Below are 25,009 nucleotides of genomic sequence, written 5' to 3'. Positions count from 1 at the left end.
GAGGAGCGGCGCAGCCGGCCGGCGGAACTCGGTGAGCCGTCCCACCAGCAGCACGTCGACCGCGGCCCGCCCGTGGAAGAACTGCGCGTCGTGTCTCCTGCGTCATACCGACGGCCACGTACAGCCGCACCGCGTCCGTGACCACCCGGCATGCCGGCCCGGCCACACAGACCAGGACCCGCCCGGCGGTGTCACAGACCAGGACCCACAACACCGCCGGGCGGACATCGACGCCCGTGTCGGCAAGCCCGGCCGCCTCCCGGACCAGCAGGCGCAAAGCCCCCCGTCCGGCCGCCGCGCCTCCCGACCAAAACGCCCGCGCCCACTGGGAAGCGAGGGAGCCGCCGAACCACCGCCACGCGCAGATGCGCGCCGGTCTCCGCCAGCACCGCAACCGCGAGACCCAGCAGGCAGAGAGGCCGGCCTTCATGATCGGGCCGGTGCGCGGCCTGCGTCACCGGCACCGCGGGGCCGCTGCGCGCCATGACAGTGCTGCCGGGCCCACCGCGGGTGAAGCACTCCACGGCAAGGCCGCGGCAGACCCGGTCGAGACCGATACCGACGCACACCCGGCTCAGCTGCAAAACCACCAGACCGGTAATACCGGAACCGGAAAAAGGGCCAACGTCGAGTCAGACCAGAAACTGCCGGAGCGCCCCTCGGACACGCACCCCGCCCGAGCAGGGAACAGCCAGCCCCCCACCACCCCCAGGCCAGGAACGGCACCTCCCGCCACCCCGGGCCGGCAGCGATCTCCGCCACGGCGGCAGCTTGACGGGTACGAGGCAGGCACAGCCCGCTTCCCGTGCAAGTGGATCAAGCCGCGGACCAGACAGACCGCGACAGCACAGCCCCGACCACGGGCACCCCGGCAAGTAGAGCTCTCACATCATTCGAGCCTGCTCGACCATCCCGAGCCCGGTACGGAAAGCGTCACGTTGACACACCCGGGTTACTCACCTTGCCCGTGGAGCGTGTGTGCGCAGGTCAGAAGGGGATTCGGAGGGAGCGTGACAGGCCGCGCGACAGGGGCTCGGAATGCGAACAGCCAACCGATGCGGAGTTCCCGCAGTCCGGACGGGAAGTCTCGAAGACGTGAAGGCCCGTAGGTTGGCGGGTCAGGGTCTGTGTCGTGTGGTTGTCTCCCGGGTGGGTATGGAGTGCGGTCCTGGCAGGTCGGGTGTGTGGTCGGTGGGGGGCGGGCTCATGGGTGTGCGCCCGCCCGGTGCCTGCCGGTTCGATGCGGTGTGGATGGCGGTGGTGATCCGGTGGATATCGCCGTGTTCCGCGGCCGGTAGGGGCGCGCCGACCGATGCCCTGAGTGCTGTGGCTTTTTCCAGCAGGGCGCTCGCCTCTTCCCAGGCGCCCTCGGCCGCCGCGACCCCGGCCAGTCCTTCCTGGGCCAGGGCGACGGCGCGGGGGTCGCCGGTCTGGCGGGCTGTGGCGAAGCCTTCCAGGTGCCAGGTTCTGGCCGTGGCCGGGTCGCCGCGCTGTTCGGCAAGGAAGCCGAGTTCGGCCAGCAGCAGGCTCATGCCGTAGAACGGCCGGCCGTAGTCGGTTTCCAGACGACGGTTCCAGGCCAGCGACTGCTCGAAGAGCCGTTGGGCCGTGTCGAGGTCGCCGGCGCGGCGGGCCACGAGGCCGAGGCCGACCCGGGCGAACTCACGGGCGAAGCTGCTGGACTGCTCGTCCGCCAGGCGCATTGCCCGCTCGTGCAGCTCACGCGACGCGTCCAGGTCTGCGGTCAGAAGGGCCAGCCGTCCGAGGCTGGACAGCCGGTAGGAGGCGTCGGTCCACAGCCTGAGGTTTTCGGCGGCGCGCAGGCCCTCGCGGTGCAGGCGGGTGCCGCGCTCGTAGTCGCCGTTGATCTCGGCGAGGTAGCCGAGCATGTCGGACGCCTGCAGTTGTCCCCAGCCGTCGCCGAGGTCCGTGAAGAGCGCCAGACTCCGGGAGCCGGACCGTTCGGCCAGGGCGTGGTCACCCTGGAACATCGCCTGTTTGGCGCGGCCCGCCAGCGTCGCCGCCTCGCCCCAGCGGTCGCCGGCGGTGCGGAACGCGGCCAGTGCGTCCGTCAGCAGGACTTCGGCCCCCGCGGCGTCCCCGAAGTTCAGGTGCGCGAGCGCCAGGAACCAGCGTGACCGCGCGTCACGTGCGTCCACGGCCCGCGCCGCGGTGCGGCTGCGCTCCAGCAGACCGGTGCCGTCGCCGGTCAGCATCGCGAACCCGGCCTCCCAGGCCGCCGTCCTGGAGCACCGCGCGCCGGGCAGCGCCAGGACCGCCGTGATGAAGGCGTGGCCCTCGCGGTGTGTGCCACGCAGATACCAGTACCAGGCCAGGGCGTCCACCAGGCGCAGGGCCGGTGCGGGGTCGGTTGTGTGCTCGAGCGTGGCGCGCAGATTGGGCACCTCGGTGTCCAGGCGCTCCAGCCACTGGCGTTGGGCGGGACCGTGGAGGTGGGGTGCGGCCTGTTCGGCCAGCTCGGTGTAGTAGAGGTCGCGGCGATCGAACACGGGGTCGTCGCCGCTGATCCGCTCGAGACAGTAGGCGGTGATCGACTCCAGCAGCCGGTAACGGATCCCGGCACCGGACGCGACCGGTTCGACCATCGACCTAGCCACCAACTGGTCCAGCAGGTCGGCGACGTCCGCCGCCCCGTCCCGCCCGAGATCCGCGCACACCGCCTCCGCCGCAACCAGCGTGCAGCCTCCCGGGTGGACGGCCAGCCGGATCAGGACCTGTTGTTGTCGCTCGGTGAGCTGCTCCCAGCTCCAGTCGATCACCGCGCGCAGAGTCTGCTGGCGGGCGGGCCGTCCCCGGCCCGAAACGGTGAGCAGGTGGAAGCGGTCGTCCAGCCGGTCGGCGACGCCGCGCACACCCAGTGTGCGTACCCGGGCGGCGGCCAGTTCCAGTGCCAGGGGCAGGCCGTCCAGCCTCCTGCAGATCGCCGCGACCGCGGGCGCGCCGGCTTCGTCCAGCACGAACCCGGGTGCCGCTGCCGTGGCGCGGGCCATGAACAGCCGCACGGAGGCGGCCCGCACCGGATCCGCTCCGGGCACCGGAACCTCCAGTGGTGGTACCGCGTACAGCATCTCCCCCGCGAGTGCCAGCGGCTCGCGGCTCGTGGTGAGCACGCGCAGGTCCGGGGCGGCCCCGAGGAGCAGGTCCACCAGCGCGGCGACGGGTCCGGCCACGTGTTCGCAGTTGTCCAGCACCAGCAGCATCCGCCGGCCACCCGCGGCATCGACGAGCCGGTGCGCCAGGCTCTTCGGGGGTATACCGGGACGCGCACCGGTCGCCGTGTCGTCACGGACGTCCAGCACGGCGGCCACCACCTCGGTCACCCCCGCAGTCCGGCCCGACAGCGCTCCCAACTCCACCCACCACACCCCGTCGGGAAAGGCATCGACGGCGAGAGCGGCGATCTCCAGGGCAAGCCTGGTCTTGCCGACCCCACCCGGACCGGTCAGCGTGACCAGACGTGCCGAGCCGAGCAGCGCGCCGGCCTCGGCCACGGCCTGCTCCCGGCCGATCAGTCCGGTCAGCGGGGCGGGCACGTTCGTACGCGCGGCGGGAAGGTCCGTGCGCGGTGAGGGGACGTTCGTCCGCGGGGCGGGGAGGTGCGTGCGCGGGGCGGGGAGGTGCGTCCGTGAGCGTGCCGGCGCGAGCGACGCATCCTGGCGCAGCATCGCCTGGTGGAGGGCGGCGAGCTCGGGGCCGGGATCCAGGCCCAGCTCCTCGGCCAGCCTGTGCCGCAGTTCGTCGTACCCGGCCAGCGCCTGCGCCTGCCGTCCCGACTGGTAGAGCGCGCGCAGGTGGGCGGCGCGCAGGCGCTCACGCAGCGGGTGCGCGGCGACCAGCTCGCCCAGCTCGTCGGCCACCAGGCTGTGCTCGCCCAGCTCCAGCCGTACCTCCGCCCGCTCCTCCAGCGCGGTCAGGCGCTGTTCCTCCAGCCGCACGGCCGCGGTACGGGCGAATGTCTCGTCGGCGAAGTCGGCGTAGGCGGGGCCCCGCCAGAGGGCCAGCGCGCCCTCCAGCAGCTCGGCCTTGGCCTGCGGATCAGTGGCGGCGTGGGCCTGGTCGAGCAGCGCGCCGAAACGTAGGGCGTCCACGTCGGCGGCGTGCAGGACGTAGCCGCGCGCGTGGAACGCCACCAGCTGGCGGCCTCCTGGCTCTCCCTGCTCCAGGGCGCGGCGCAGCTGGGACACCTTGGTCTGCAGCGTGTTGGCGGGGTTGCCCGGCGGGCTGTCCCCCCAGAGGTCTTCGGCCAGGCGGTCGGCCGGCACCGGGCGTCCCTGGTGGGCCAGTAGGTCGGCGAGCAGTGCCCGGACCTTCACCTCGGGCACCCGTAGCGGGCGCCCGTTGTCGGTCCATACGCACAGGGGTCCTAACACACCGAATCTCACCTGGTCACCGTACCCGCAGCGAACCCCCAGCCGATCGTGCGCGCCGTCCTCCAGTGTGGAGCCCGAAGCCGGGACACCACGAGTCCCGGGAGCAGGAACACCATCAGCGAGGAGCACCCCCATGACCGTGAACCGTGAGATCCACCTGGTCGCCCGCCCCGTCGGCGAGCCCGGCACGGACAGCTTCCACCTGGCCACCACCGCGCTGCCCGAACTGGCGGCGGGCCAGGTCCTGGTCCGCAACACCTGGATGTCGGTCGACCCCTACATGCGGGAGCGGATGCACGACGCCGAGTCCTATCTGCCGCCGTTCCGGCTCGACGAGCCCTTGGACGGCTCGGCGATCGGCGAGGTCGTGGCCTCGCGCGCGGACGGCATCCCGGTGGGCGCGAGCGTCGTGCACTTCCTCGGCTGGCGCCAGTACGCCGCGGTGGACGCCGCGGCCGCGACCGTCGCCGACCTCACCCTGGCCCCTGCCGAGGCGTGGCTCGGCGTGCTGGGCACCACCGGGCTGACCGCCTACGCGGCCCTGACTCACGTGGCTCCGGTGCGCGAGGGCGACGTTGTCCTCGTTTCGGCGGCGGCCGGTGCGGTGGGCAGCGTCGCCGGCCAACTCGCCCGCAAGCTCGGCGCCGCCCGGGTGATCGGTTCCGCCGGCGGGACGGCGAAGGCCAAGAGGCTCGTGCAGGACTTCGGCTACGACGCCGCGATCGACTACCGCGCTGGTTCGGTCGCCGGTCAACTGGCCGAGGCCGCCCCCGACGGCATCGACGTCTACGTCGACCTCGTCGGCGGCGACCACCTGGTGGCGGCGATCGACGCACTGCGTAACGGCGGCAGGATTGCGATGGTGGGCGCGATCAGCTCCTCCAACGCCACCGAGCCGGTCCCCGGCCCGGGCAACCTGTTCGCTCTGGCCGCCAAGGACGCCACCTTGCGCGGCATGCTGGTCAACTCCTACTTCCACCTGTTCCCGGAATGGATCACGAAGGCGGCCGGCTGGCTGGCCGACGGCTCCCTGCACACCGAAGTGACCGTCGCCGAGGGCATCGAGCGGGCACCGGCCGCCTTCCTCGACATGATGCGCGGCGGCAACGTGGGCAAGATGCTGGTGAAGCTCTGAGACACCTCCCGCCGAGCCCGCCCTCCGCTTCCTGGGCAGCAGGACTGCGGCGGGGCGCGTCACCGGCGGGCGGCGTGGGGTGTGAGGAGCACGACCATGCTGTACGCCCGCTGCAGGCCGCCCGTCGGCGGGACGAAGCAGTCTTTGCCCGCGCTGACGGATCACTGCCCCCAGAGCGGCAGGAACACCCACCCCGAAGACGCCTACACCCCTGTCGGGCCATGCCACCGCCGCGGCGCCGTCGAGAAGTGAGGACAACCCTCCTCGTGCGACGGTGCCCCGCCTGGAGCAAGCAGGCGGGGCACCGCCTCCTGCACGCGCTCCTCGGCCAGGTCCAGGTCGCGCGCGACGCGTGCCGTCGCGGCGAGCACCAAGGCCCATTCGTGACGGTGCGCGTCCACGACCGCTGTCTGGACGTCTGCCGGGGGCGTCATGCCGTGGCGGGCCCGTCCGCGATGAGGCCGCCCTCGACGGGCCGGACCTCGACACCACCGCCCTGCTGAGTGGCTGGATTGGCCCGGGCGATCCTCAAGGCGGCGTCCAGGTCGGGCGCCTCGATGACGGCGATCCCGGCGATGACCTCCTTGGCATCGACGAACGGGCCGTCGGACACCACGTCGCCGCGGATCGAGGTCGCTGTGCCGGCGGCGGCCAGGGCGCAGCCTCCCGACCGGGACGGACGGCGCAGGCACCATGCCAGCGGTCCGGGAGGCGCGGGACGTCCACGCGGCGGCGCAGCGCTTCCCCTGGGCCCTGGCCGGTCCGGATGCCTACCTCGAGGTGTCCGAGGAGGTTCTGGGCGTGGTGCTCGGCACGGTGGCCGAGGTCGAGCGGGCCGGGTACGTGGCACGGTGGGAGGAGTTCGCCGGGCGGCACCGGGCGCGCCATCCCTGGATCCAGTGTCCCGTGTGTCCAAGATCCGGGGTCATGGCCCGTGCGTGCGTGGCGCTGTCGGGGCCACGGTGATGCGGATCTGGCTCGGGCAGTGGTCTGCCGGGTGGGGGAGGCTTGTTGCTGCTTGTCCGGCGGTGGTGGTCGGTTCGGTGTGCCAAGGTGCCGTCACTGGTGTGGCACGGCTATGCCGGCGGCGCGCAGTTCTGCTTCGACCAGGGCGTTCAGGCGGGCCACGGACGGTACTCGGTCCTCCAGGTGGTGGTTGACCACGCCGTAGCGGGTGGCGGCGTCGGAGCGGGTCTCGAACCCGGACGGCATCGACAGCAGTTCGCGTCGGGCCAGTAGCTTGCCGGCCAGTGCGGAGGCCAGTTCCTCGATCCGCGGATCGTGAGGGTCCCAGCTCCTGGCCTCCCAGCCGCGTCTGGTCAGCTCGACGGTCTCGGGGTCGGCGAGGGACTGTTCGAGCCAGGTCACGAAGCCGTCGAAGATCTCCGGGACCAGCGCCCGGGTCAGCACGAGGGCCTCGCGCTGACCGGTCACGTAGCCGGGGTCGAAACCGAGTTCGGCCAGTGTTTCCAGGACCGCGCAGGCCCGGTCGGGCAGCAGGGCGCGGTCTCCGTGGTCCAGGCGGTCCAGCCTGTCGCGGCGGGCGGTCAGGTCCTCGATCCGCGCGGTGAGGTCGCGGTGGACCTCGTCCAGGGTGGCTGCGAAGGTCTCGGGGCCGGCGTCGAGGAGGTCACCGACCTCGGCCAGCGGCACCCCGGCCGCGGCCAGGGTCCGGACCTGGACCAGCCGGAACAGGTCGTCGGAGCGGTAGCGGCGGTAGCCGGAGGCGTCGCGCTCCGGCTCGGCGACCAGGCCGAGCCGGTGGTAGTGCCGCACGGTCTTGACCGTGACACCGACATACGCAGCCGCCTGACCGATCGTGAGCCCCAGCCCCTCCGCCATCGCCTTGACGCTCCTTCATGTCGCGGTCCTCGCGGGGCGAGGATAACGCGCCCGGCCGGCACTTGACGTTGACCCTGGGTCAAGGGTGCAGCCTCTTGCCATGGCCCCTTCTCGAGGGGGCCACGCGGCCGCCGGTCGGCGGCCGCGGGGGACGACACCATGAACGGGAGATGTGCCATGACAACGAACGACAGCGGCTTCACCGGAGCGGGGCTGCGCCGGCTGCGCGAGGTGCTGGAAGGGCATGTGGAGTCCGGGAGGATTCCCGGCCTGGTCGCCCTCGTCGGCCGCGGCCGCCACACGCACGTCGAGGCGATCGGGACGATGCGGCACGACGGCGGCCCGCCGATGCGCCGGGACACGATCTTCCGGATGGCGTCCACGTCCAAGCCGGTCACCATGGCGGCGGCGATGGTCCTGCTCGACGAGTGCCGGCTGCGGCTGGACGACCCCGTGGACCCGTGGCTGCCCGAACTCGCCGACCGGCAGGTCCTGAGACGGCCCGACGGCCCGCTGGACGACACCGTCGCGGCGCGCCGGCCCGTCACCGTACGGGACCTGCTGACCTCCACCTTCGGGCTCGGCACCGACTTCGAGTCGATGGGCTCGCCGATCAGGGCCGCGACCTTCGAACGCCTCGACTACAGCGTGGCCTCCGGACCGGCTCCCCACCAGGACGAGTGGATGCGCCGCCTGGGCGAGCTGCCGCTGCAGTACCAGCCGGGAGTGCGATGGCAGTACGACCTCAGCAACGAAGTGACCGGCGTGCTCGTCTCCCGGGTCACCGGGCAGCCGTTGGAAGTGTTCCTGCGTGAGCGGATCCTCGACCCGCTGGGGATGAAGGACACCGGCTTCCACGTGCCCGCCGACCGGATCGACCGGCTGCCGCCCCTGTACGGGCCCGATCCGCAGACCGGCGCTTTCGCCGTCTGGGACGAGGCCGCGGGGGGAATGTTCAGCACCCCTCCCGTCTTCCAGGGCGCGGGTGGCGGGCTGGCCTCCACCGTCGACGACTACCACGCCTACTTCCGCATGCTGCTGAACCACGGAGTGCACGACGGCCAGCGCGTCCTGTCCCGGGCCGCCGTGGAGTTGATGACCACCAACCGTCTCTCCGACACGCAGATGGCCGCCCGCACAGCCATGTTCGACGGCGTCGCCCATCTGTCGTCCGGACAGGGCGCGGCCGGCGGCTGGGGGTTCGGCATGTCCGTGGGTACCGGCCGCGACGACTACACGCCCGCCGGACGGTTCGGCTGGTTCGGCGGCACCGGCACCACCGCCTACGCGGACCCGGCCCACCAGCTGACCGGTGTCCTGCTCACCCAGGTCGGGCTCTCCACACCGGACTCGCCGCGTGCCATGGCCGACTTCTGGACCACGCTCTACCAGGCCCTCGACTGACAGAAATCCACGCAGGAGCAACACAGCGGACCCGACCGGAGCGGAGCGGGCCGGGCACGCGGCCGGGGCGCCCACGTGAACGCGGCAACGCGGCAACGGTAGGTGTCGTGTGTTGCTGGTGTCGCCGATCCGCCCGGCGATGTCGGGGGCCTGGGGAAGCGGGTGGCGGGGCCTTCGCTCAGCTGCTCTGAGGCACGAGGCTGTTCCACGGCCCGAAGAGCCTGCCGGACCGTCTTCTGCGCCGTCACCGTGGCCGAGCGCGCGGCGGCGCGCACGGGTACCGCCGGGTCCGGTGCGCGCGCTGCTCATGTGCTGAGGCCCGCGACCACGCTCCCGCCCGGTGAGCGCGCCCGCCCGGGTCCCGCCCTGCTGCAATCGCCGCCGGCCACTGGGCGAGGGGGGCGGTCTGCCGGTCCTGGACGAGCCGGCCGACCATCTGGCCTGCCGGCCATCGGGCAGGTGGAGTCGGCGCTGGAGGCGCTGCCGGGGACGCCGCTCCTGGTGACTCGTCGACCGGCGGATGCTGAGGGCGGCGGGCACCATGCGGCGGGTAAGGCCGCCGACGGCACGGTCACCGACGCCGGCCGGACACCCAGGGCCCGCCCCTCCCGGCAAGGAGGGGCGGGCCCGGGACGGACACGTCCGTGACTCAGTCGACGTAGGTGATCTCCGACGCCGAGTAGATGCAGTGGGTGCCGTCCGCACCCGAGCCGATCTCACTCGGCTCACCGCTCGTCGTGCCCTTGTACTTGGTGCAGATCTTCATGTCACGGTCGCCGTCCTCGTAGATCGTGACGTCCGAGATCCGTGCCGTGTCACCGTAGTTGGTGTTGATGCCGACCAGGCTGGTGCCCGGGGCGGTCGCCCAGATGTTCTGCAACTGGATGTGGCGGGCGTTCTGCGTGGAGCAGTTGCCACAGGAACGGACCAGCTTGCCGAAGTCGTCGACCTGGAAGTTCTTCACGACCAGGGTACCGACACCGTTGTGCTGGAACACCTTGTCCTCGGCCAGCCTCGCACCACCGCCGTCGATCGTACGGACCGTCGAGGAGGAACCGCCGCGGAAGGTCGCGGCGTCCTCGCCCACGTCCTCCCACCAGACGTTCTTGATCGTGCAGGTACCCGCGCAGTGCACACCGTCGGCGGCCGGAGCGCCGAGGATGACGTTCTGCAGGGTGGCACCGTCCGCCAGCTTGATCATCGGGGGCTGGTCCTCGTCCTGGTCACCACTGCCCAGATCACCGCTGCCGTACAGGCGCTTCATGCCACCGTCGTACGTGCCCGAGACCTCGATCGTCGACGAGACCGCCTGGCTGCCGTTGGCGGTCGGCCATGACGGCCGGTTGGTGGGCGGGTTGGTGGGCGGGTTCGTCGGCTCGGTCGGCGGGTCCGTGGGCACGGTGCCCGACGCCGTGAAGGTCCAGCTCTTGCTCGTCACGGAGTCGCAGGAGTTCTGCTGCACCAGGGCACCCGAGGCGGTCGAACTGTCCTTGACGTTCAGACACTTGCCACCGTTGCTGTTGACGACCCGGTAGGTGTTGCCGCTGACCAACGTCAGGGTCCACACCTGGGTGGCGCTACCGGCGCAGTTCTGCTGCTCCACGGCCTTGCCCGCGCTGGTGGAGGCATCCCGCACGCCGGCGCACTTGGCGCTGTGCGCGGCGGCCAGGGTGTACCCGCTCCCTGAAGCGGTGAGCTTCCAGGTCTGGTTCGCAGCCCCGGAACAGGCACTCTGGGCGAGCTGCGTACCCGCGGCCGTGCCGGCACCCGGCACCCCCAGACACAGACCACTCGCCACGTTCTTCAGACTGTACGAACCCGCCGCGGGCGCCGCCGAGGCCGAGCCGGTCACGAAGAGGGCCGTGAGGCCCGCGGCGAGGAGTGACACCACAGCGGATAAGACAGCGGCGGCACGGCCGCCACGCCTTCTGAAGTGCTCATTTTCGATACGCACTGGCAATTCCTTTCACCGCCTGCGGCATCCTCCGCAGGCACCTGTGGGGGTTGGTGCGGTGGTGAAGGCTGGCACCCGACTGCAACCCAAGATTCAGCAGGGTGAACCACGTTCGTGTATGCGAACGCTTGCGACCGTAGGACAGGCTGAAGACGCGGTCAATGAGTTCAACGGAAGAAACAACAAGGGCGACCGGAACGGGACGACGCAAGGGGAAGACCCTGAAAAACCGTGAAACCGCCCGAGCGGCAGCCACCGCGGCGGGGGTGGCCGGGGGCACGACAGGTGTCGTGGGCGCCGCGGCGGGGGCCGCCCACCGGACCACCGTGCGTCCAAGGGTTGCATCAGGTTGTGTGACGGCTGTTGACAGGCGCAGGCTCTGCTGGCTTCATGAACGAACGTGATGGGAGCGCTCCCATCCTCCCGATGGACAACACTTCCGCATCCGGATCAAGGCAGAGCGCCACACAGCGACACATGCCACCGCGCCGCCTACAGGGGCCGACCCTGTGACGTCGCCGCACGCACCACCGTTCCCACGAACCGCACCACCGCGCGCCTGCGCCGCGGGCCCGCCCCGTCCGGGCCGCCCTCCGGGCGCCGGAGCCTCGTCCGTAGCCCGCCCCACCGACGTCGGAAGGGACCATCCGTTGCGCCTCCCCAACGTGTTCCGCCGCAGACGAGGACGCCTCGCCGCCCCGGCCACCGCCGGGCGTCGCGCGGGGCTGACAGCCCTCGCCGGAGTGCTCCTCACCGGCGCCCTGTTACCCCTGTCCGCCTCGGCCTCCGCCTCCGCCGCGCCCGCTTTCGCCTACGGTGAGGCGCTGCAGAAGTCGCTGCTGTTCTACGAATCCCAGCAGTCCGGCCGCCTGCCCGACTTCAACCGCGTCGGCTGGCGAGGGGACTCGGGCCTGGACGACGGCAAGGACGCGGGTCTCGACCTCACCGGCGGCTGGTACGACGCCGGCGACCACGTCAAGTTCGGGCTGCCCATGGCGTACTCCGCGACGATGCTCGCCTGGGGCGGCATCGAGCAGAAGGCCGCCTACGCCTCCTCCGGCCAGCTCGAGCACCTGCGCAACAACCTGCGCTTCGTCAACGACTACTTCGTCAAGGCGCACCCCTCGCCGAACGTCCTCTACGGCCAGGTCGGCAACGGCGCGGACGACCACAAGTGGTGGGGCCCGGCGGAGGTCATGCCGATGGCCCGGCCCGCGTACAAGATCGATGCCTCCTGCCCCGGCTCCGACCTCGCCGGCGAGACCGCCGCCGCCATGGCGGCGTCGTCCATCGTCTTCCGCGACTCGGACCCGGCGTACGCGGACAAGCTGCTCACGCACGCCAAGCAGCTCTACACCTTCGCCGACACCTACCGGGGCAAGTACAGCGACTGCATCACCGACGCGCAGTCGTACTACAAGTCCTGGAGCGGCTACAACGACGAGCTGGTCTGGGGCGCGATCTGGCTCCACAAGGCCACCGGCGACGCCTCCTACCTGACCAAGGCCGAGACGTACTACGACAACCTCTCCACCGAGCCGCAGACCACCACCCGCTCCTACCGGTGGACGATCTCCTGGGACGACACGTCCTACGGCTCCTACGTGATGCTCGCCAAGCTGACCGGCAAGCAGCGGTACGTCGACGACGCCAACCGCTGGCTCGACTGGTGGACGAGCGGGGTGAACGGCCAGAAGGTGAAGTACTCGCCCGGCGGGCAGGCCGTCCTCGACAGCTGGGGTTCGCTGCGGTACGCGGCCAACACCGCGTTCGTCGCCCTCTCCTACTCCGACTGGCTGACCGGCGACAGCGAACGCAAGCAGCGCTACCACGACTTCGCCGTCCGGCAGATCAACTACGCGCTCGGCGACAACCCGCGCAAGTCCAGCTACGTCGTCGGCTTCGGGGCCAACCCGCCCACCAAGCCGCACCACCGCACCGCGCACGGCTCCTGGACCGACCAGATCACCAACCCGGCCGAGAGCAGGCACGTGCTGCACGGCGCGTTGGTCGGCGGTCCGAGCGCCGCGGACGACGCCTACACCGACGACCGGTCCAACTACACCAACAACGAGGTCGCCACCGACTACAACGCGGCCTTCACCGGTGCGCTGGCCCGCCTGTACGCGGAGTACGGCGGCGCGCCGCTCGCGGGCTTCCCACAGGCCGAGACACCGGACGGGCCCGAGATGTCCGTGCAGGCCTCGGTGAACGCCACCGGCTCCAACTTCACCGAAATCAAGGCGTACCTGGTCAACAGGTCGGCCTGGCCCGCGCGGGCGCTGAACGACGCGTCGCTGCGCTACTACTTCACCCTCGAGGACGGCGTCACGCCCGCCCAGATCACCCTCACCACCAACTACAACCAGTGCGGCAAGGTCAGCGGGCCCACGCAGTTCAAGGACAACGTCCACTACGTGACCGTGGACTGCTCGGACACGGTGATCGCCCCGGCGGGCCAGTCGGCATACCGCAAGGAGGTCCAGTTCAGGATCGCCTCCGCCGGCGCCTGGAACCCGGCGAACGACTGGTCCTACCAGGGCGTGCCCACCGCCTCCGGCAGCACGCCCGTCGACGCGGCGAACATCGTGCTGATGGAGGGCGCGGCCAAGCAGTGGGGCGCGACCCCGGACGTAACGACCCCCACGCCTGGCCCCACACCGACGCCCACCCCCACGCCAACACCGACGCCCACGCCCACGCCCACGCCGACCGGTCCGTGCTCGGTCACGTACAAGGTCACCAGCACCTGGGGAAGCGGCTTCACCGCCGACGTCACGGTGCACAACACCAGCACGACAGCGATCACCGGCGGCTGGAAACTCGGCTTCACCTTCCAGGGCGGTGAACGGATCACCAGCGCCTGGAACGCCACCACCACCCAGACCGGGGCCGACGTCACCGTCACCAACGCCGCACACAACGGCAACATCCCGGCAACCGGCACCGCCTCGTTCGGCATCCAGGCCACCGGAACACCCACAGGTGCCAAAGCCTTCACCCTCAACGCAAAAAGCTGCGCATAGCCCCCGACCCCAGCCCCGGCCGGGCCCAACCGAAACCGGTCACGATCCGACGCCGGCCCGGCCGGGCACGACCGACCATGCGCGCCCCGACCCCAGCCCCACCCGTGCGGTACCCCCGCCCACCCCGGTGGAGCGTGTGCGGGACTTCCTGCGAGGCCGGACCACCGGGGAGGCGCACAGCGCGGCAGCGACCGGGCCCGTGGTGCGTCCCTTTCTGCCGTCCGGTGCCGTGCCCCACATCCGGCGTAGCCTGTGGCATGTGACACCGACCCAGAAGATCATGCTCTTCCGCCGGCCTTCCGTCGCTCAGGGGCACTCGACGTCATCCTGGGTGGCCGTTCCGTGAGCGAGGTCGTTTTCACCCGGGAGAACTGGTTTCCTCGCGTGGTCCGCGAGGACGGAGACCTCCTGCTCGAGGTCGTCGGCGGAGCCGACGCGCTGCACGACCCGCGGACGTTCACCGTCCCCGTCGTCGAGGAGCACGTCACGACGATCCGGAACAGCCTCTCCCGGCATCTTCTGCTGTACAGCGCGCTCCTGCCGCTGTGCCATGCGGCTGGTAGCCGCGGACCTCTCGATGAACGTGCGGCAGCAACGTTGTCGGACGCGATCCTGTTCGGTTCGCAGGAGGAGGTCGACGCGCTGTTCAGGCGCGTCAGGTGGGACATGCCTTGCCTCATCGCCCACAGTGCGAGCGTCAAGCTGCTCAAGCAGAGGAAGGTCTTCGCAGCGGTGCAGTCCGCGACGCCGACGCCGAACTGGGACCGTGTTCGACGGTACGAGGCCAAGCGCACCCGCGGGTGACGGCGTCGAAGGGGCGCGTCAGGTTCACATCCGGCGGGAGCGCTGCTCGGCCGACCAGGTGTGGTGCGCGATCGCCGAGCTGACCTCGCCGCGGTAGTCGCGGCCGGGCTCCCCTCCGCGGCGATACAGGTCGCGTGCGAAGTACGGGGAATCCGGGGTGTACGGCGCGCTCATGTGGATCTTTCCAGCGAGCTGTCGCAGGTACTCGTGCCCGCCCTTGCTGTACGCGCTCCGTTCGGCGGGATCGAGCTCGATCAGCGCGGAGTCGTCGATGACCGCGCTGTAGGAGTAGCGGGCGTCCAGGTAGAGCGAGTCACCCTGCTGGACCAGGAACCACGCACCGGGCTGGTGGTCGACGTATCGCAGGGCGTCCTGCTCCGCGACCACGCGTTCCTGCGCTGCCCACTGGTCAGCCGGCGGGATCGGCTCGGCGGGCCGTCGACGGGCCTCGTCGACGGCGTGGTGGCCGAACGTGGGCGAGCCGTCTCTGTACAGGGTGAAGCAGATGATGTGGCGACAGGACGTACAGATCAGGTGGCTCTCGACGAACGTCATCAGGCGCGAGGCGTGGAGCGCCCGGAGGTCGGTGAGCTTCGCCCGGGAAGCAACCTCCTTGAGAGTCTTGGCGGCGACCGCGCTCTCGAGCCGCAGGAGAGTGGCATCGACGTCGACACCGTTCTCGCCGCACACGAGCAAATCCGTGCAGGCCGGACATTCGTCGGCGTCGGGCGGGAGCCCCAGTCCGGGCTTGTCCATGGTGATGACGATGCGGGTCAGGTGCCCCGGCTGATTCCAGCCGCCGGCGCCGGCGCTGCCGCTGCCGTCGCCGGGGACGAAGCGCAGCCCGGCATATCCGGCCCCGATCGTGAAGTACGGGCTGCGGAGGCCGGCGAAATGGACGGGCAGCGCAAGAGCGGCCTTGAGTTCCTCCAGCGTCGCGTCGTTGGTGAGGCCCTTGACCCATTGCGCGAGGTCGACCACGCCAAGGTCGCCGGCGGCGGGCTTCACGTGCAGGATCACGCCCACCACCGTGTCGTGATGCAGCACGATCTCTCCGCCCGACGCGAAGCGCAGTTTCCGCACGCGAAGCGCGGGCTCGCCGAGGTCGTATCCGGTCACGGAGGTGGGTTCGCCGCCGAAGGCACCGATGAGCCGGCGCACTGGCTCATCGGTCGTGTCCAGGGCGAGGGCATCCACGAGGAGCGGAAGCCTGCTCCGCGCGGCCCACCGGTGCTTGTTCGTCATGCTCACTCCCGTCGTCGCCGGAACTGGATGCTCGGTGCCGGCCCGCGGTCCGGTCGACGGTGACGACTCAGAGTACTGCCGGGCCGGTCCGGGCCGGCGTGCGCTGCCTTGAGGGCTGCGGGGCTGCGGGCGGAGTGTTCTGGGGGTGTGGGCCGGATCACGTCGATTCGAGCGCTGACTCTGCTGGTCGGGGTCGGTCGGATGAGCGACAACTCGACGTGAGGAAGGCTCATTCATGACGCACACGGTCGGCGCATCCCGGCACGTTGCTCCCCTGACCGCCGTGTCCCGCCCGGCGGTACGCAGGTCTCTGGTCGGTGGCATGGTGGCGGGTCCGGTGTTCCTCGCGGTAGGTGCCGCGCAGGGGCTTGCGCGTGAGGGCTTCGACTTCGGACGGAACGCGCTCAGCCAGCTCGCGCTGGGCGAGGCGGGCTGGATCCAGACGGTGAACTTCCTGCTCGCCGGCGCCCTGCTGGTGGCGGGTGCGGTCGGTCTGCGCCGGGTGCTGGGCGGTGGTGGGGGCGGCTCGTGGGGGCCGGTCCTGGTCGGGGTCTTCGGTGCCTCGTTCTGGGTGGCGGCGGCCTTCCCGGCGGATGCGGGCGCGGGCTTTCCGGCCGGAGCGCCCGATGCGACCGTGATGAGCGGGCACGGTGCCGTCCACATGGCCGCGGGAATGGTCGGCTACCTCGCTCTGTGCGCTGCCTTCGTCGTGCTGGCCGGCCCGCTCGCCGCCCATGGGCACCGTGGGTGGGCCGTGGCCTCGCGTCTCCTCCCGGTCGCCGTCCTCGCGGGGTTCGCTGCCTCCGCCACCTCCGTCATGGCCTTCACGGCCGGCGCCGGCCTCGGCCTTCTGTGGCTGACCTTGGTGACGGCCCGTCTGGCCACCGCAGCGGCGCATCACTGACGGCTGGTCGGCCGTCCGGTCACCGAGTGGGGAGCCCGGGGATGCCTCACGCAGTCAGGCACGAGCATCGAGCCGGACGTCTTCGCCCAGGTGGTCCGGCAGGGCGAAGAGCGGGAAGAGACGCTCGGTGTCACGGAAGGCCGTGATGCCGGTGATCCGGTCGCCTGCGAAATCGACGACCTGAAGGGCCCAGGGGACGTAGCCGGTGCCGTCCGAGCGAGGGCGGTACTGGCCGAAGGCGGGAGAGCCGTTGGCGGTGGTGGGGACCAGGCGCGAGCCGCGGCAGCCGATCGCGGGGCCGGTGAGCCACGCCTGGATGTCGGGGACACCGCGCATCCACTTCGCGTACGGGGGCAGGCAGAGCGTGGCGTCGACGTGGAGGAGCATCTTCAGCTCCTCCATGTCGTAGCGGGAGAAGGCCGTGGCATACCGCTCGGCCAGCACCTGGCGGACGTTGTCGCCGCACGGCCGGGCCGCGGGCCCGTCGGCGGCCCGGCGGCGGTCGGCCAGCGTGGCTCGCGCCCGCTGCAGGGCGCTGTTGGCCGAGGCGACGGTGCAGCCGTGCAGGTCGGCGACCTCTCGTGCCGAGAAACGCAGGACGTCCCGCAGGACCAGCGTGGCCCGCTGCTTGGGCGGCAGGTGCTGCAGGGCGGCGACGAACGCCAGCCGCACCGACTCGCCCATCGTGGCGGACGCCTCCGGATCGTCGCCAGGACAGGGCTCCACCCACAGCGCGGCGTCCTTCGGGGGCGCCGGCGCCGTACCGCCCTGGCTCGGTCCGGACAGGTCCATGGGCAGCGCCCGCCGCTTGCCCGAGGCGAGGGCGTCCAGGCAGACGTTGGTGGCGATGCGGTACACCCACGACCGCAGCGCCGACCGGCCCTCGAAGCCGTCCATGCTCCGCCACGCCCGCACCAGCGTCTCCTGCACGGCGTCCTCGGCCTCGGCGTACGACCCCAGCATCCGGTAGCAGTAGCCGGTGAGCTCCCCCCTGTACCCTTCGAGCCCGTCCACCGCCGCTGCGGACACCCCGGTATCCCCCATGCCGCACTCCTTCGAAGAGATCGACGTCGCTGACCAGTCCCTCACTGTAGGACGGGTCCATGGCTGAAGCGGGTGGCTCACGGCGCATGTGGTGGGGAGGCGTGATCATGTGGTGGGCCGGGCGCGCCGAACAGGTCAAGCGGTGCCTTGTGCCGGCCAGCCCTTGCGGGGCGGCCGCAGGGGCCGGCCGGAGGGAGTGCGTTCGGATCGCTGCGATTCCGGTGGAGTCACCGCCCGGTCCTGTGCTCGCTGTAGCGCGCTCTCCTGGGCTTCGAGGAGTTCGTCACTGTGCTCGATCGCCCAGCGTCCGAGCGCCGTCATGGGACCCTCGACGAGGCTCTGCCCCAAACCGGTCAGGCTGTACTCGACGCGAGGTGGCGCTTCGGCGTGCGCGTGGCGGTCGATCAGGCCGTTGGAGAGCAAACGCTTCAGGGTGTCGGTCAGGACCTTGTCGCTGATGCCGCCGATCGTGGCGCGCAGCTCGCGGCGCCGGCGCGGGCCCGGGCGAAGAGCCGCCAGCACAACCGGATCCCATGTGTGGGCGAAGAGATCGGTGGCCGCGCGCAGACGGCAGTCAGCGACCAGCTCGTGGCAGTGGTCCTGGTGATCGGTCATCGCGTCTCCATCATCGCGCGGTCGTCACGCACCGATCGGTGCGCAACGCGTTCCCTAGTGTGGCTGCCCTCCTGACTGCCACCTGAGAGGAAACGACGATGCGCATCGGGATCCTGGGGACAGGGACGTTGGCGGCGGCCTTGGGCGAGGGCTGGTCACGCGCGGGGCATGACGTGGTGATCGGCGGGCGGTCGCAGGTCAAGGCCGAGAGGCTTGCTGAGCGGCTGGGCCCCGAAGTGCTCGCCGTCGCGCCGCGTGAGGCGGTCGTCGGGCGGGACGCGGTGCTGCTCGCCGTGTCCTGGGACGGTGTCGAGGACATGTTGGGACTGGTGGGCGCGTCCGAAGGTTCGCTTGCGGGGACGCCGTTGATCGATCCCACGAACGCTGTCGCGCATGGTGTCGGCGTTCTGCTCACCGAGCACGGCGAGCCGATGGCGAAGCGGATCGCCGGGCTGGCTCGAGGAGCTCACGTCGTCAAGGCATTTCATCTCTTCCCCGCCGACCGGTGGACGAGCTCTCCCGGTGCTGGCCAGGCCGGCGTCACGGTGGCCATGTGCGGCGACGATTCCGCGGCACTGCGTGTCGTCGGTGAGCTGGTGCGTGACGTCGGCGGGACGCCTGCGATTCTTGGGGGCCTGGATCGCGTCCGCCAGTTGGAAGAAGCGGCGGGTTTCGTCATTGGGCTGGCTTTCGCAGGCTTTGACCCCAGCTCGGCGGTGCCTCGTGTGCCCTCGTCGCCGGTGAGCGACTGATCCTGAGCCGTGTCCGACCGGGGCCCGTCCAGCTTCTCGTGGACCGAAGGCAGCGGCCACTGGTCGCGTCGTCCGGGGTCGTGCTTCCTCCTGCTTCCGGCCTTGTGCCACGGTCAGGATGGGTGTCGGAGTGCGTGGGCAGCTCCGGTTGCGTGCTGCTGTCGGACCCGGTCGGACAGCCGTCCTGACGGCCAGGCCGAATGCCCGCGCTGCGCCGGCGTGTTCAGCATCGCGGACGAGTACACCTCCGCCAATCGCCCCGGTGGTAGGCACGGTGAAGCGCAGATGGGCGAGCCGAACTCAGGAGCGGAGCCACAGCTGGATCGCCGTGACGGTCACCGTGCCACGGAAGAGGTACACCCGTTCGTCGAAGCGAGTGGCCACGGCGCGGAAACCCATGCGGCGTTGATCTGGTCGGGAGTCCGGTTCACGACACGCGTGGTCCGGTGGACGGGTGCCGGGGTGTCGCGCTCGGGTGGTGCTACCACAGGACGATGGACACGGGCGACAGGCACGCAGCCTCCTCCTCGGAGCGGACACATCTGCCGAAGCACAGGATTCTCGCGTTGACCGACGGCGTGGTGGCCATCGCCATGACGCTGCTGGTGCTCGATATCGACGTGCCCGAGGGGCTCCGGGGGCAGGCCTTGGTGGACGCACTCGACGACGTGCAGGGCCAGGTGGGGACGTTCCTGTTGAGCGCTGTCGTGATCGCTCTGTTCTGGCGGGCCCACCACTTGGTGCTGCGCGACGCGGAGTGGATCAACGGCTCCCTCTTCTGGTGCAACGTCGCCTTCCTGGCTCTGGTCTCCTTGATCCCCTTTCCCACGAGAGTGCTGGCCGACTACGGCCAGCAGCCGCTCGGACCGGGCCTGTACGGTGCGGTCATCGGCACGGCCGCCCTGGTGCTGTACCTGATGGCCGTGCTCGTCGCCCGGGGATCGGGGCCCCGGAGGCCCTCCCCGCCCTTTCCCGCACAGGCGTGCGTCTTCCTTCTCTCCGTCGGAATCGCCCAGTACGCACCCATGGCGGCCGTCTACAGCTGGACCGCCTCAGTGCCCCTCTCCGTGCTGGCCCACCGGCGCGCCGGCCGCAGGTCACGGGCCTCCCGACCCTGACCCGACGACGGGCGGCCGGCGTGCCGGTGGGCCCGCCTGAGGAGGTGAGTGGGCCGCGTGCGGAGGGCCGGGCGGCGCGGCGGCGCCGGGTGGTGCGGCGGCGCCGGGTGGTGCCGTCCCGTCACCGGCGTTCCGGGCCCGGCCGCCGCGCCGTGGGCGCCGTCCTGCGCAGGACGCGGCCCGGGCGGGCCTGGGTCGGCTCGCCGTCACGGAGCACCGGTTCACCGGCCACCAGCACGTCCCGTACGCCCGTCGCGTACTGCCAGGGTTCGGCGTAGGTGGACCGGTCGGTGATCCGGGCGGGGTCGAGGACGACGAGGTCGGCGACCTGGCCGGGTGCCACGGTGCCGCGGTCGGGCAGGGGGAGCCGGGACGCGGGCAGGGAGGTCATCTTGCGCACGGCGTCGCTGAGTTCGAGGACGCCCCGGTTCCGGGTGTAGCGCCCCAGGACGCGCGCGAAGGTGCCGAAGTTGCGGGGGTGGGGATGGCCGTCGCCGGCGGCGTGCAGCACCCAGCCGTCGCTGGCCACGGCGGCGGAGGGGTGGCGCAGGACGGTGTCGACGTCATCCTCGGCCATGGCGTGGTTGACGATCATGGCCTCGCCGTGGTGGGCGGCGAGCACGTTGAGGACGGCCTCGGCCGGCTCGACCTGCTCGTCCCGGGCGATGGCGGCGATGCTGTCGCCGATGCGGTCGCTGTAGGGGCCCGGCGTGAGCTGGGCCAGGATGACTCCTTCGGGAAGGAAGGTGCGGCCGACGGCGGGCCGCAGGTCGGCCAGGACGCGTGCGCGGGTGGCGGGGTCGGCGAGGTGCCGCAGGAGGGCGGAGGGGCCGCCGTCCATCGCCCAGCCGGGCAGGCGGGAGGTGAGCCGGGTGGAGGAGGCCGTGTAGGGGTAGACGTCGCAGGCCACGTCGAGTCCGTCGGACGCCGCGGCTTCGATCAGGGCGAGGGCCTGGCGGACCTTGCCGTGGTTGGCGGGTCCCATGGCCTTCAGGTGCGAGACCTGGAGCCGGACGCCGGCGGCGCGCGCGGTGTCGAGTGCCTCGGTGAGGGCTTCGATCAGGTGGTCGCCCTCGTCGCGCATGTGGGTCGCGTACAGCAGGTCGTGCCGGGCCGCCTCGGCGGCCAGCGCGACGACCTCGTCGTTGTCGGCGAACGATCCGGGCGCGTAGATCAGCCCGGTGGACAGGCCGAAGGCGCCCTGCTCGGCGGCGGTCGCCAGCAGGGCCCGCATGGCGTCGAGCTGGGCCGGGTCGGCCTGGGCTCGGGCGGCGCCCATGACGGCGGTCCGCAGTGCTCCGTGGCCGACGAGGAGGGCGACGTTGAGGGCGGGCCGGGCCTCGTGGACGGCGGCGGCGAACGCGGCAGCGTCGTGCCACTGGCCCGCACCGAGGCTGTCGGCGGTGACGCCCGGGGCAGGATCCGGGACGGGCGCGTGCGGGAACGGGGACAGGCCGCAGTTGCCGGTGACGACGGTGGTGACGCCCTGGCGCAGGCACGCCTCGGCGTCGGGGGTCTCGAGGAGGGTGAAGTCGGCGTGGGAGTGGAGGTCGATGAAGCCGGGGGTGACCGTCAGGCCGGTGGCGTCGATCACCGTGGCGGCGCGCGCCGCCGGGTTCGGGTCGCCGACCTCGACGATGCTGCCGTCGCGCACGGCGACGTCGGCGCGCCGGGGCGCGGAGCCGGTCCCGTCGACGACGGTGCCGCCGGTGATCAGCAGGTCGAAGCCGTCGTGGTCGTCGTGGCGGGGGGCGCGGGGGGTTGCGGGCATGGCAGCTCGATTCGCGGATGGTTCCGGTGCGCGTCCGCCCGGTTGCGGGAGGGCCCGGGCGAGGACGGCGCGGGCGCAGAAGGCCTGGTCCGGGCGGGAGTGACGCGGGTGGGGCGGGTGCGGGAGGTTCAGAGGATGACGTTGAGGAGGACGGTGTACAGCACGCATGCCGGGATGAGCAGCGCCCATCCGGCACCGAGCAGGTAGGGCAGCCGGCCGGCGCGGGCCAGGCCCATGGCGCCGACCATGTTGGCGTTCGGCAGGGGCCCGTAGGTGTCGGCCTTGGACGCCCACAGGAGGACGATCACCCATGCCGCCGGGCCGATGCCGAGTTCGTCGCCGATCGGGCCGAAGACCTCGCCGATGAGGATGACCTGTGCGGCGGTGGCCCCCGGTACGCCGACCCAGCCGAGGGCGGCGACGGCGAGGGCGAACGGCAGCGCGGACATCGCGCGCAGGTCGGGCCCGAGGGCGTCGAGGACGACGTCGTAGGGCCGCAGGAGGTCGACGAACCCGAACAGGGCGGCCAGCATCCAGAAGAGCAGCAGCATGGGCAGCATGCGGCGGGCTCCGGTCAGGGCCGCCCGTGCCGTGCGCGCCGGGGACAGCCCCGCGGCCGCGGCGGTGACGAGGGCGAGCAGGGGCAGGGCGAGCAGCGGGAAGACGGTGCCGGCCCGGGTCACGGCGGCGTAGGCCACGGTGACGGCGAGGGTGAGGAGGAAGGCGCGGGTGGCCCGCCGGGTCCGGGTGTCGGGCGGGGTGTCGGTGGGGTCGGTGTGCTCGTCCCTGGTGACCTCCTCGGGCCGGTAGAAGTCACCGCGGGCCGCGCTGTGGCGCTGCACCCAGGGCACGACGACGGCGGCGAGGAGGAGGGAGAGGAGCGCGAGCGGGCCGGCGCCGACGGCGAGGTAGGTCGGGTAGCCGGTGTCCGCGGTCTGCATGATGGCGATGTTGGAGCCGGCGAAGGGGGCGAGGGCGAGGCCCGCGCAGCCGCCGAGGAACATGGTGACGGCGGTGGTGGAGCGGGTGAGTCCGGCGCGGGCGGCGACCGGGATGAGCAGCGGCGCGGCGATGGCCAGTGCGCCGGCGAGCGTGCCGAGCCCGGCCACCAGGACCACGCAGGCGCACATCATGGCGTAGATCAGGGCCGTGGTGCCGCGGCCCTCCACGGCCCGCAGGATGCCGCGGACGAGGGCGTCGGCCACGCCGGTGACCCGCAGCACCTCGCCGACGGCCGCGCCGAACACGATGATGAGGCCGATGAGGGTGACCGGGTCGGTCAGGGTGCCGCCGAGCACGTCCGCGGCGGTGCCGGGGGCGGGCAGGGCGAGGAGGACGGCGCTGAGGAGCGCGACGCCGGTGGCGAGGGCGAGGTCGGCGCCGGTGAGGGCGAGGACGGCGTACAGGACGATGGGCAGCAGGCCCCACAGCGTCGGTGCGTCGGTCGACAGGCCGACGGTGACGCTGACGGCGAGTGCGGGCACGGCGAGGTAGGCGGCCGGGGTGCGGTGCAGGGGGCGGGCGGGCTTGGCCTGCGAGGTGCGCGCGCCCGCGTCCGTGGCGCTCACGCCCGCTCCTCGGGGGTGGTCGCCGTGGCGGGGCGGGCGGCGAGGGTGACGAGGCCTGCCGCGTGGCGGGCGCCGCTCTCCGCGGCGATCTCGTCGAGGGTCTGCGGATCGCGGACGGGGGCGCTGTGCACCCGGGTGCCGTCGGTGCGGTATCCGTGGACGCCCACGCGGGGCAGGCTGTTGTAGGCCCAGGGGGTGGAGAAGTAGTAGGCGCCGGTGTCGTACAGGACGACGTGGTCGCCCTCCTCCAGCAGGGGCAGCTCGCGGCCGGTGGCGACGACGTCACCGGCGAAGCAGCAGGGACCGGCGACGTCCTGGACGCGGTGCGGGGTCTGCTTGGGGTGCCCGTCGGCGTCGAAGGCGCCGACGCGCAGCGGCCAGGCGTCGGGCATCAGGGTGGTGCGGGTGGCGGTCTGGGCGCCGGCGTGGGTGACGGCGATCCGGCGGCCGCCGGCCTCCTTGACGTACTCGACGCGGGCGGCGATGAAGCCGCTCTTGGCGAGCAGTGAGCGGCCGAACTCGGTGACGAGCGCGTAGCGGCCGTCGAACAGCTCGGGCACGGCGGTGCGCAGTGCCGCCGTGTGGTCCTGGTAGGTGGGGCGGACGGTGTCGTCGGTGAAGTTGACGGGGAGACCGCCGCCGATGTCGAGGCTGGTGACCTGGCGGCGGCCGAGGACCGTGTTGATCTCCTCGGCGAGCCGGTGGGTCGCGGAGATCCCCTCGGCGATGAGCTCCAGCGGGCAGCCCTGGGAGCCGACGTGGGCGTGCAGCCGGGTCAGCCAGGGCCGGCGGGCGAAGGCGTCGACGACCCGCTCGCGGGCTCCCTCGTCGCGCAGGGCGACGCCGAACTTGGAGGTGGCGGTGGCCGTGCTCATCGCGCCGATGGCGCCGCCGCCGACCTGCGGGTTGACGCGCAGGCCGATGACCGAGGAGCAGCCGGGTGCGCGCAGGGCGTCGATCCGTTCCAGTTCGTCGAGGTTGTCCGCGTTGAGGGCGACGCCCAGGCGGAGCGCCTCGGCGATCTCGGTGCGGGTCTTGGCGGGCGAGTCGAGGACGATCCTGGCGGGCTCGAAGCCGGCGTCGAGGGCCAGGCGCAGTTCGCCGGGGCTGGCGACCTCGCAGCCCATGCCGTCCTCGGCGAGGAGCCTCAGGACCGGCACCAGCGAGGCCGCCTTGGCGGCGAAGGTGTGCAGCACGTCGGGTGCCTCGGCGAACGCGGCTCGCAGGGAGGCGGCCTGCTGCCGGATGTGGTCCACGTCGAGGAAGCCTGCGACGGGCTGCTCGGCGGACAGCAGTCCCTGGGCGAGGGCGTGGCGCAGGACGGCCCCGGCCCGGTCGCCGGTGGTCGCGGTCGGAGGGCCGTCGGGGCGGCCGGGGAGGGAGTTCGCACGCAAGGTCACGGTCACGGCCTTCGGGGAGGGGCGGCGGGGTGACAA

Annotated in this window: 18 protein-coding genes and 1 pseudogene; 8 read left to right on the top strand and 11 right to left on the bottom strand. The window is 71.9% G+C overall.

Translation table 11 applies throughout. The annotated features are described in order from the left end of the window. Window positions 1–1,118 precede the first annotated feature (1,118 nt). Window positions 1,119–4,391: an AfsR/SARP family transcriptional regulator gene (locus tag GBN72_RS25220; protein WP_246212864.1), complete on the bottom strand. Its 3,273-nt coding sequence runs from the start codon at window positions 4,389–4,391 to the stop codon at window positions 1,119–1,121. A gap of 133 nt (window positions 4,392–4,524) precedes the next feature. Between GBN72_RS25220 and GBN72_RS25215 the strand changes: the two genes are divergently transcribed. Beyond that, on the top strand, window positions 4,525–5,526 hold the full coding sequence (locus GBN72_RS25215; protein WP_151774164.1) for an NADP-dependent oxidoreductase: 1,002 nt from the start codon (window positions 4,525–4,527) through the stop codon (window positions 5,524–5,526). A 430-nt stretch (window positions 5,527–5,956) separates the two neighbouring features. Here the strand turns inward: GBN72_RS25215 and GBN72_RS25205 are convergent, their stop codons facing one another. After that, window positions 5,957–6,142 (bottom strand): YciI family protein, encoded by a 186-nt coding sequence (locus tag GBN72_RS25205; protein WP_246212863.1) that lies wholly within the window; start codon window positions 6,140–6,142, stop codon window positions 5,957–5,959. Window positions 6,143–6,219: 77 nt separating this feature from the next. On the opposite strand from GBN72_RS25205, the gene GBN72_RS34300 reads away from it, so the two are divergent. Further along, window positions 6,220–6,492, top strand: coding sequence for a hypothetical protein (locus tag GBN72_RS34300; protein ID WP_164540823.1), 273 nt, complete (start codon window positions 6,220–6,222; stop codon window positions 6,490–6,492). Between the two features lie 93 nt (window positions 6,493–6,585). Here the strand turns inward: GBN72_RS34300 and GBN72_RS25200 are convergent, their stop codons facing one another. Further along, window positions 6,586–7,368, bottom strand: coding sequence for a MerR family transcriptional regulator (locus tag GBN72_RS25200; protein ID WP_151774163.1), 783 nt, complete (start codon window positions 7,366–7,368; stop codon window positions 6,586–6,588). A 177-nt stretch (window positions 7,369–7,545) separates the two neighbouring features. On the opposite strand from GBN72_RS25200, the gene GBN72_RS25195 reads away from it, so the two are divergent. Then, complete coding sequence (locus GBN72_RS25195; protein WP_151774162.1) at window positions 7,546–8,772, top strand: serine hydrolase domain-containing protein; 1,227 nt, start codon at window positions 7,546–7,548, stop codon at window positions 8,770–8,772. 649 nt (window positions 8,773–9,421) lie between these two features. Here GBN72_RS25195 and GBN72_RS35530 read toward each other — a convergent pair. Together GBN72_RS35530 and GBN72_RS35525 are read right to left on the bottom strand one after the other, a co-directional pair. Further along, a complete protein-coding gene (locus GBN72_RS35530; RefSeq protein WP_281371876.1) occupies window positions 9,422–10,171 on the bottom strand; it encodes a pectate lyase in 750 nt (249 codons plus the stop codon). A 12-nt stretch (window positions 10,172–10,183) separates the two neighbouring features. Beyond that, window positions 10,184–10,624, bottom strand: a pseudogene (locus GBN72_RS35525) (RICIN domain-containing protein); the annotation flags it as partial. 752 nt (window positions 10,625–11,376) lie between these two features. On the opposite strand from GBN72_RS35525, the gene GBN72_RS25185 reads away from it, so the two are divergent. Together GBN72_RS25185 and GBN72_RS25180 are read left to right on the top strand one after the other, a co-directional pair. Continuing rightward, window positions 11,377–13,752 carry a glycoside hydrolase family 9 protein gene (locus GBN72_RS25185; protein WP_246212861.1) on the top strand — a complete coding sequence of 792 codons (2,376 nt, stop codon included), beginning with the start codon at window positions 11,377–11,379 and terminating at the stop codon, window positions 13,750–13,752. A 342-nt stretch (window positions 13,753–14,094) separates the two neighbouring features. Then, window positions 14,095–14,556 (top strand): DUF6357 family protein, encoded by a 462-nt coding sequence (locus GBN72_RS25180; protein ID WP_151774161.1) that lies wholly within the window; start codon window positions 14,095–14,097, stop codon window positions 14,554–14,556. A 24-nt stretch (window positions 14,557–14,580) separates the two neighbouring features. Here the strand turns inward: GBN72_RS25180 and GBN72_RS25175 are convergent, their stop codons facing one another. After that, window positions 14,581–15,801 (bottom strand): hypothetical protein, encoded by a 1,221-nt coding sequence (locus GBN72_RS25175; RefSeq protein WP_151774160.1) that lies wholly within the window; start codon window positions 15,799–15,801, stop codon window positions 14,581–14,583. A 235-nt stretch (window positions 15,802–16,036) separates the two neighbouring features. Here GBN72_RS25175 and GBN72_RS25170 point away from each other — a divergent pair, with 235 nt between their 5' ends. Beyond that, window positions 16,037–16,705 carry a DUF998 domain-containing protein gene (locus tag GBN72_RS25170; RefSeq protein ID WP_151774159.1) on the top strand — a complete coding sequence of 223 codons (669 nt, stop codon included), beginning with the start codon at window positions 16,037–16,039 and terminating at the stop codon, window positions 16,703–16,705. Between the two features lie 54 nt (window positions 16,706–16,759). Here GBN72_RS25170 and GBN72_RS25165 read toward each other — a convergent pair whose 3' ends face one another. Further along, window positions 16,760–17,749 carry a sigma-70 family RNA polymerase sigma factor gene (locus GBN72_RS25165; protein WP_151774158.1) on the bottom strand — a complete coding sequence of 330 codons (990 nt, stop codon included), beginning with the start codon at window positions 17,747–17,749 and terminating at the stop codon, window positions 16,760–16,762. A gap of 135 nt (window positions 17,750–17,884) precedes the next feature. After that, on the bottom strand, window positions 17,885–18,364 hold the full coding sequence (locus GBN72_RS25160) for a winged helix-turn-helix transcriptional regulator (protein ID WP_151774157.1): 480 nt from the start codon (window positions 18,362–18,364) through the stop codon (window positions 17,885–17,887). Window positions 18,365–18,462: 98 nt separating this feature from the next. Between GBN72_RS25160 and GBN72_RS25155 the strand changes: the two genes are divergently transcribed. Then, window positions 18,463–19,116 (top strand): NADPH-dependent F420 reductase, encoded by a 654-nt coding sequence (locus GBN72_RS25155; protein WP_151774156.1) that lies wholly within the window; start codon window positions 18,463–18,465, stop codon window positions 19,114–19,116. Window positions 19,117–19,682: 566 nt separating this feature from the next. Next, window positions 19,683–20,234, top strand: coding sequence for a TMEM175 family protein (locus GBN72_RS25150; protein WP_164540859.1), 552 nt, complete (start codon window positions 19,683–19,685; stop codon window positions 20,232–20,234). A gap of 121 nt (window positions 20,235–20,355) precedes the next feature. On the opposite strand, the gene GBN72_RS25145 is transcribed toward GBN72_RS25150, so the two are convergent. The 3 genes from GBN72_RS25145 to GBN72_RS25135 all read right to left on the bottom strand — a co-directional run bounded on the left by GBN72_RS25145 (window position 20,356) and on the right by GBN72_RS25135 (window position 24,973). Then, window positions 20,356–22,005, bottom strand: a complete 1,650-nt coding sequence (locus GBN72_RS25145; RefSeq protein WP_151774154.1) for an N-acyl-D-amino-acid deacylase family protein — start codon at window positions 22,003–22,005, stop codon at window positions 20,356–20,358. Between the two features lie 128 nt (window positions 22,006–22,133). Then, on the bottom strand, window positions 22,134–23,573 hold the full coding sequence (locus GBN72_RS25140) for a Na+/H+ antiporter NhaC family protein (RefSeq protein WP_218042080.1): 1,440 nt from the start codon (window positions 23,571–23,573) through the stop codon (window positions 22,134–22,136). Continuing rightward, complete coding sequence (locus tag GBN72_RS25135; protein ID WP_246212859.1) at window positions 23,570–24,973, bottom strand: type III PLP-dependent enzyme domain-containing protein; 1,404 nt, start codon at window positions 24,971–24,973, stop codon at window positions 23,570–23,572. The genes GBN72_RS25140 and GBN72_RS25135 overlap by 4 nt, the downstream gene beginning before the upstream one ends. Window positions 24,974–25,009: the final 36 nt, after the last annotated feature.

The sequence above is a fragment of the Streptomyces abyssomicinicus genome (assembly GCF_008974245.1).
Lineage (GTDB): Bacteria > Actinomycetota > Actinomycetes > Streptomycetales > Streptomycetaceae > Streptomyces > Streptomyces abyssomicinicus.
Note: the sequence above shows the minus strand (reverse complement) of the source record. Positions and strands in the feature narration are given on the sequence as shown.

Excerpts from the sequence above, each read along its gene's own strand:
- GBN72_RS25155 (WP_151774156.1), top strand. The coding sequence starts at position 18,463 with ATGCGCATCGGGATCCTGGGGACAGGGACGTTGGCGGCGGCCTTGGGC.
- GBN72_RS25170 (WP_151774159.1), top strand. The coding sequence starts at position 16,037 with ATGACGCACACGGTCGGCGCATCCCGGCACGTTGCTCCCCTGACCGCC.
- GBN72_RS25160 (WP_151774157.1), bottom strand. The coding sequence starts at position 18,364 with ATGACCGATCACCAGGACCACTGCCACGAGCTGGTCGCTGACTGCCGT.
- GBN72_RS34300 (WP_164540823.1), top strand. The coding sequence starts at position 6,220 with ATGCCAGCGGTCCGGGAGGCGCGGGACGTCCACGCGGCGGCGCAGCGC.
- GBN72_RS25215 (WP_151774164.1), top strand. The coding sequence starts at position 4,525 with ATGACCGTGAACCGTGAGATCCACCTGGTCGCCCGCCCCGTCGGCGAG.
- GBN72_RS25145 (WP_151774154.1), bottom strand. The coding sequence starts at position 22,005 with ATGCCCGCAACCCCCCGCGCCCCCCGCCACGACGACCACGACGGCTTC.
- GBN72_RS25175 (WP_151774160.1), bottom strand. The coding sequence starts at position 15,801 with ATGACGAACAAGCACCGGTGGGCCGCGCGGAGCAGGCTTCCGCTCCTC.
- GBN72_RS25195 (WP_151774162.1), top strand. The coding sequence starts at position 7,546 with ATGACAACGAACGACAGCGGCTTCACCGGAGCGGGGCTGCGCCGGCTG.
- GBN72_RS25200 (WP_151774163.1), bottom strand. The coding sequence starts at position 7,368 with ATGGCGGAGGGGCTGGGGCTCACGATCGGTCAGGCGGCTGCGTATGTC.
- GBN72_RS25165 (WP_151774158.1), bottom strand. The coding sequence starts at position 17,749 with ATGGGGGATACCGGGGTGTCCGCAGCGGCGGTGGACGGGCTCGAAGGG.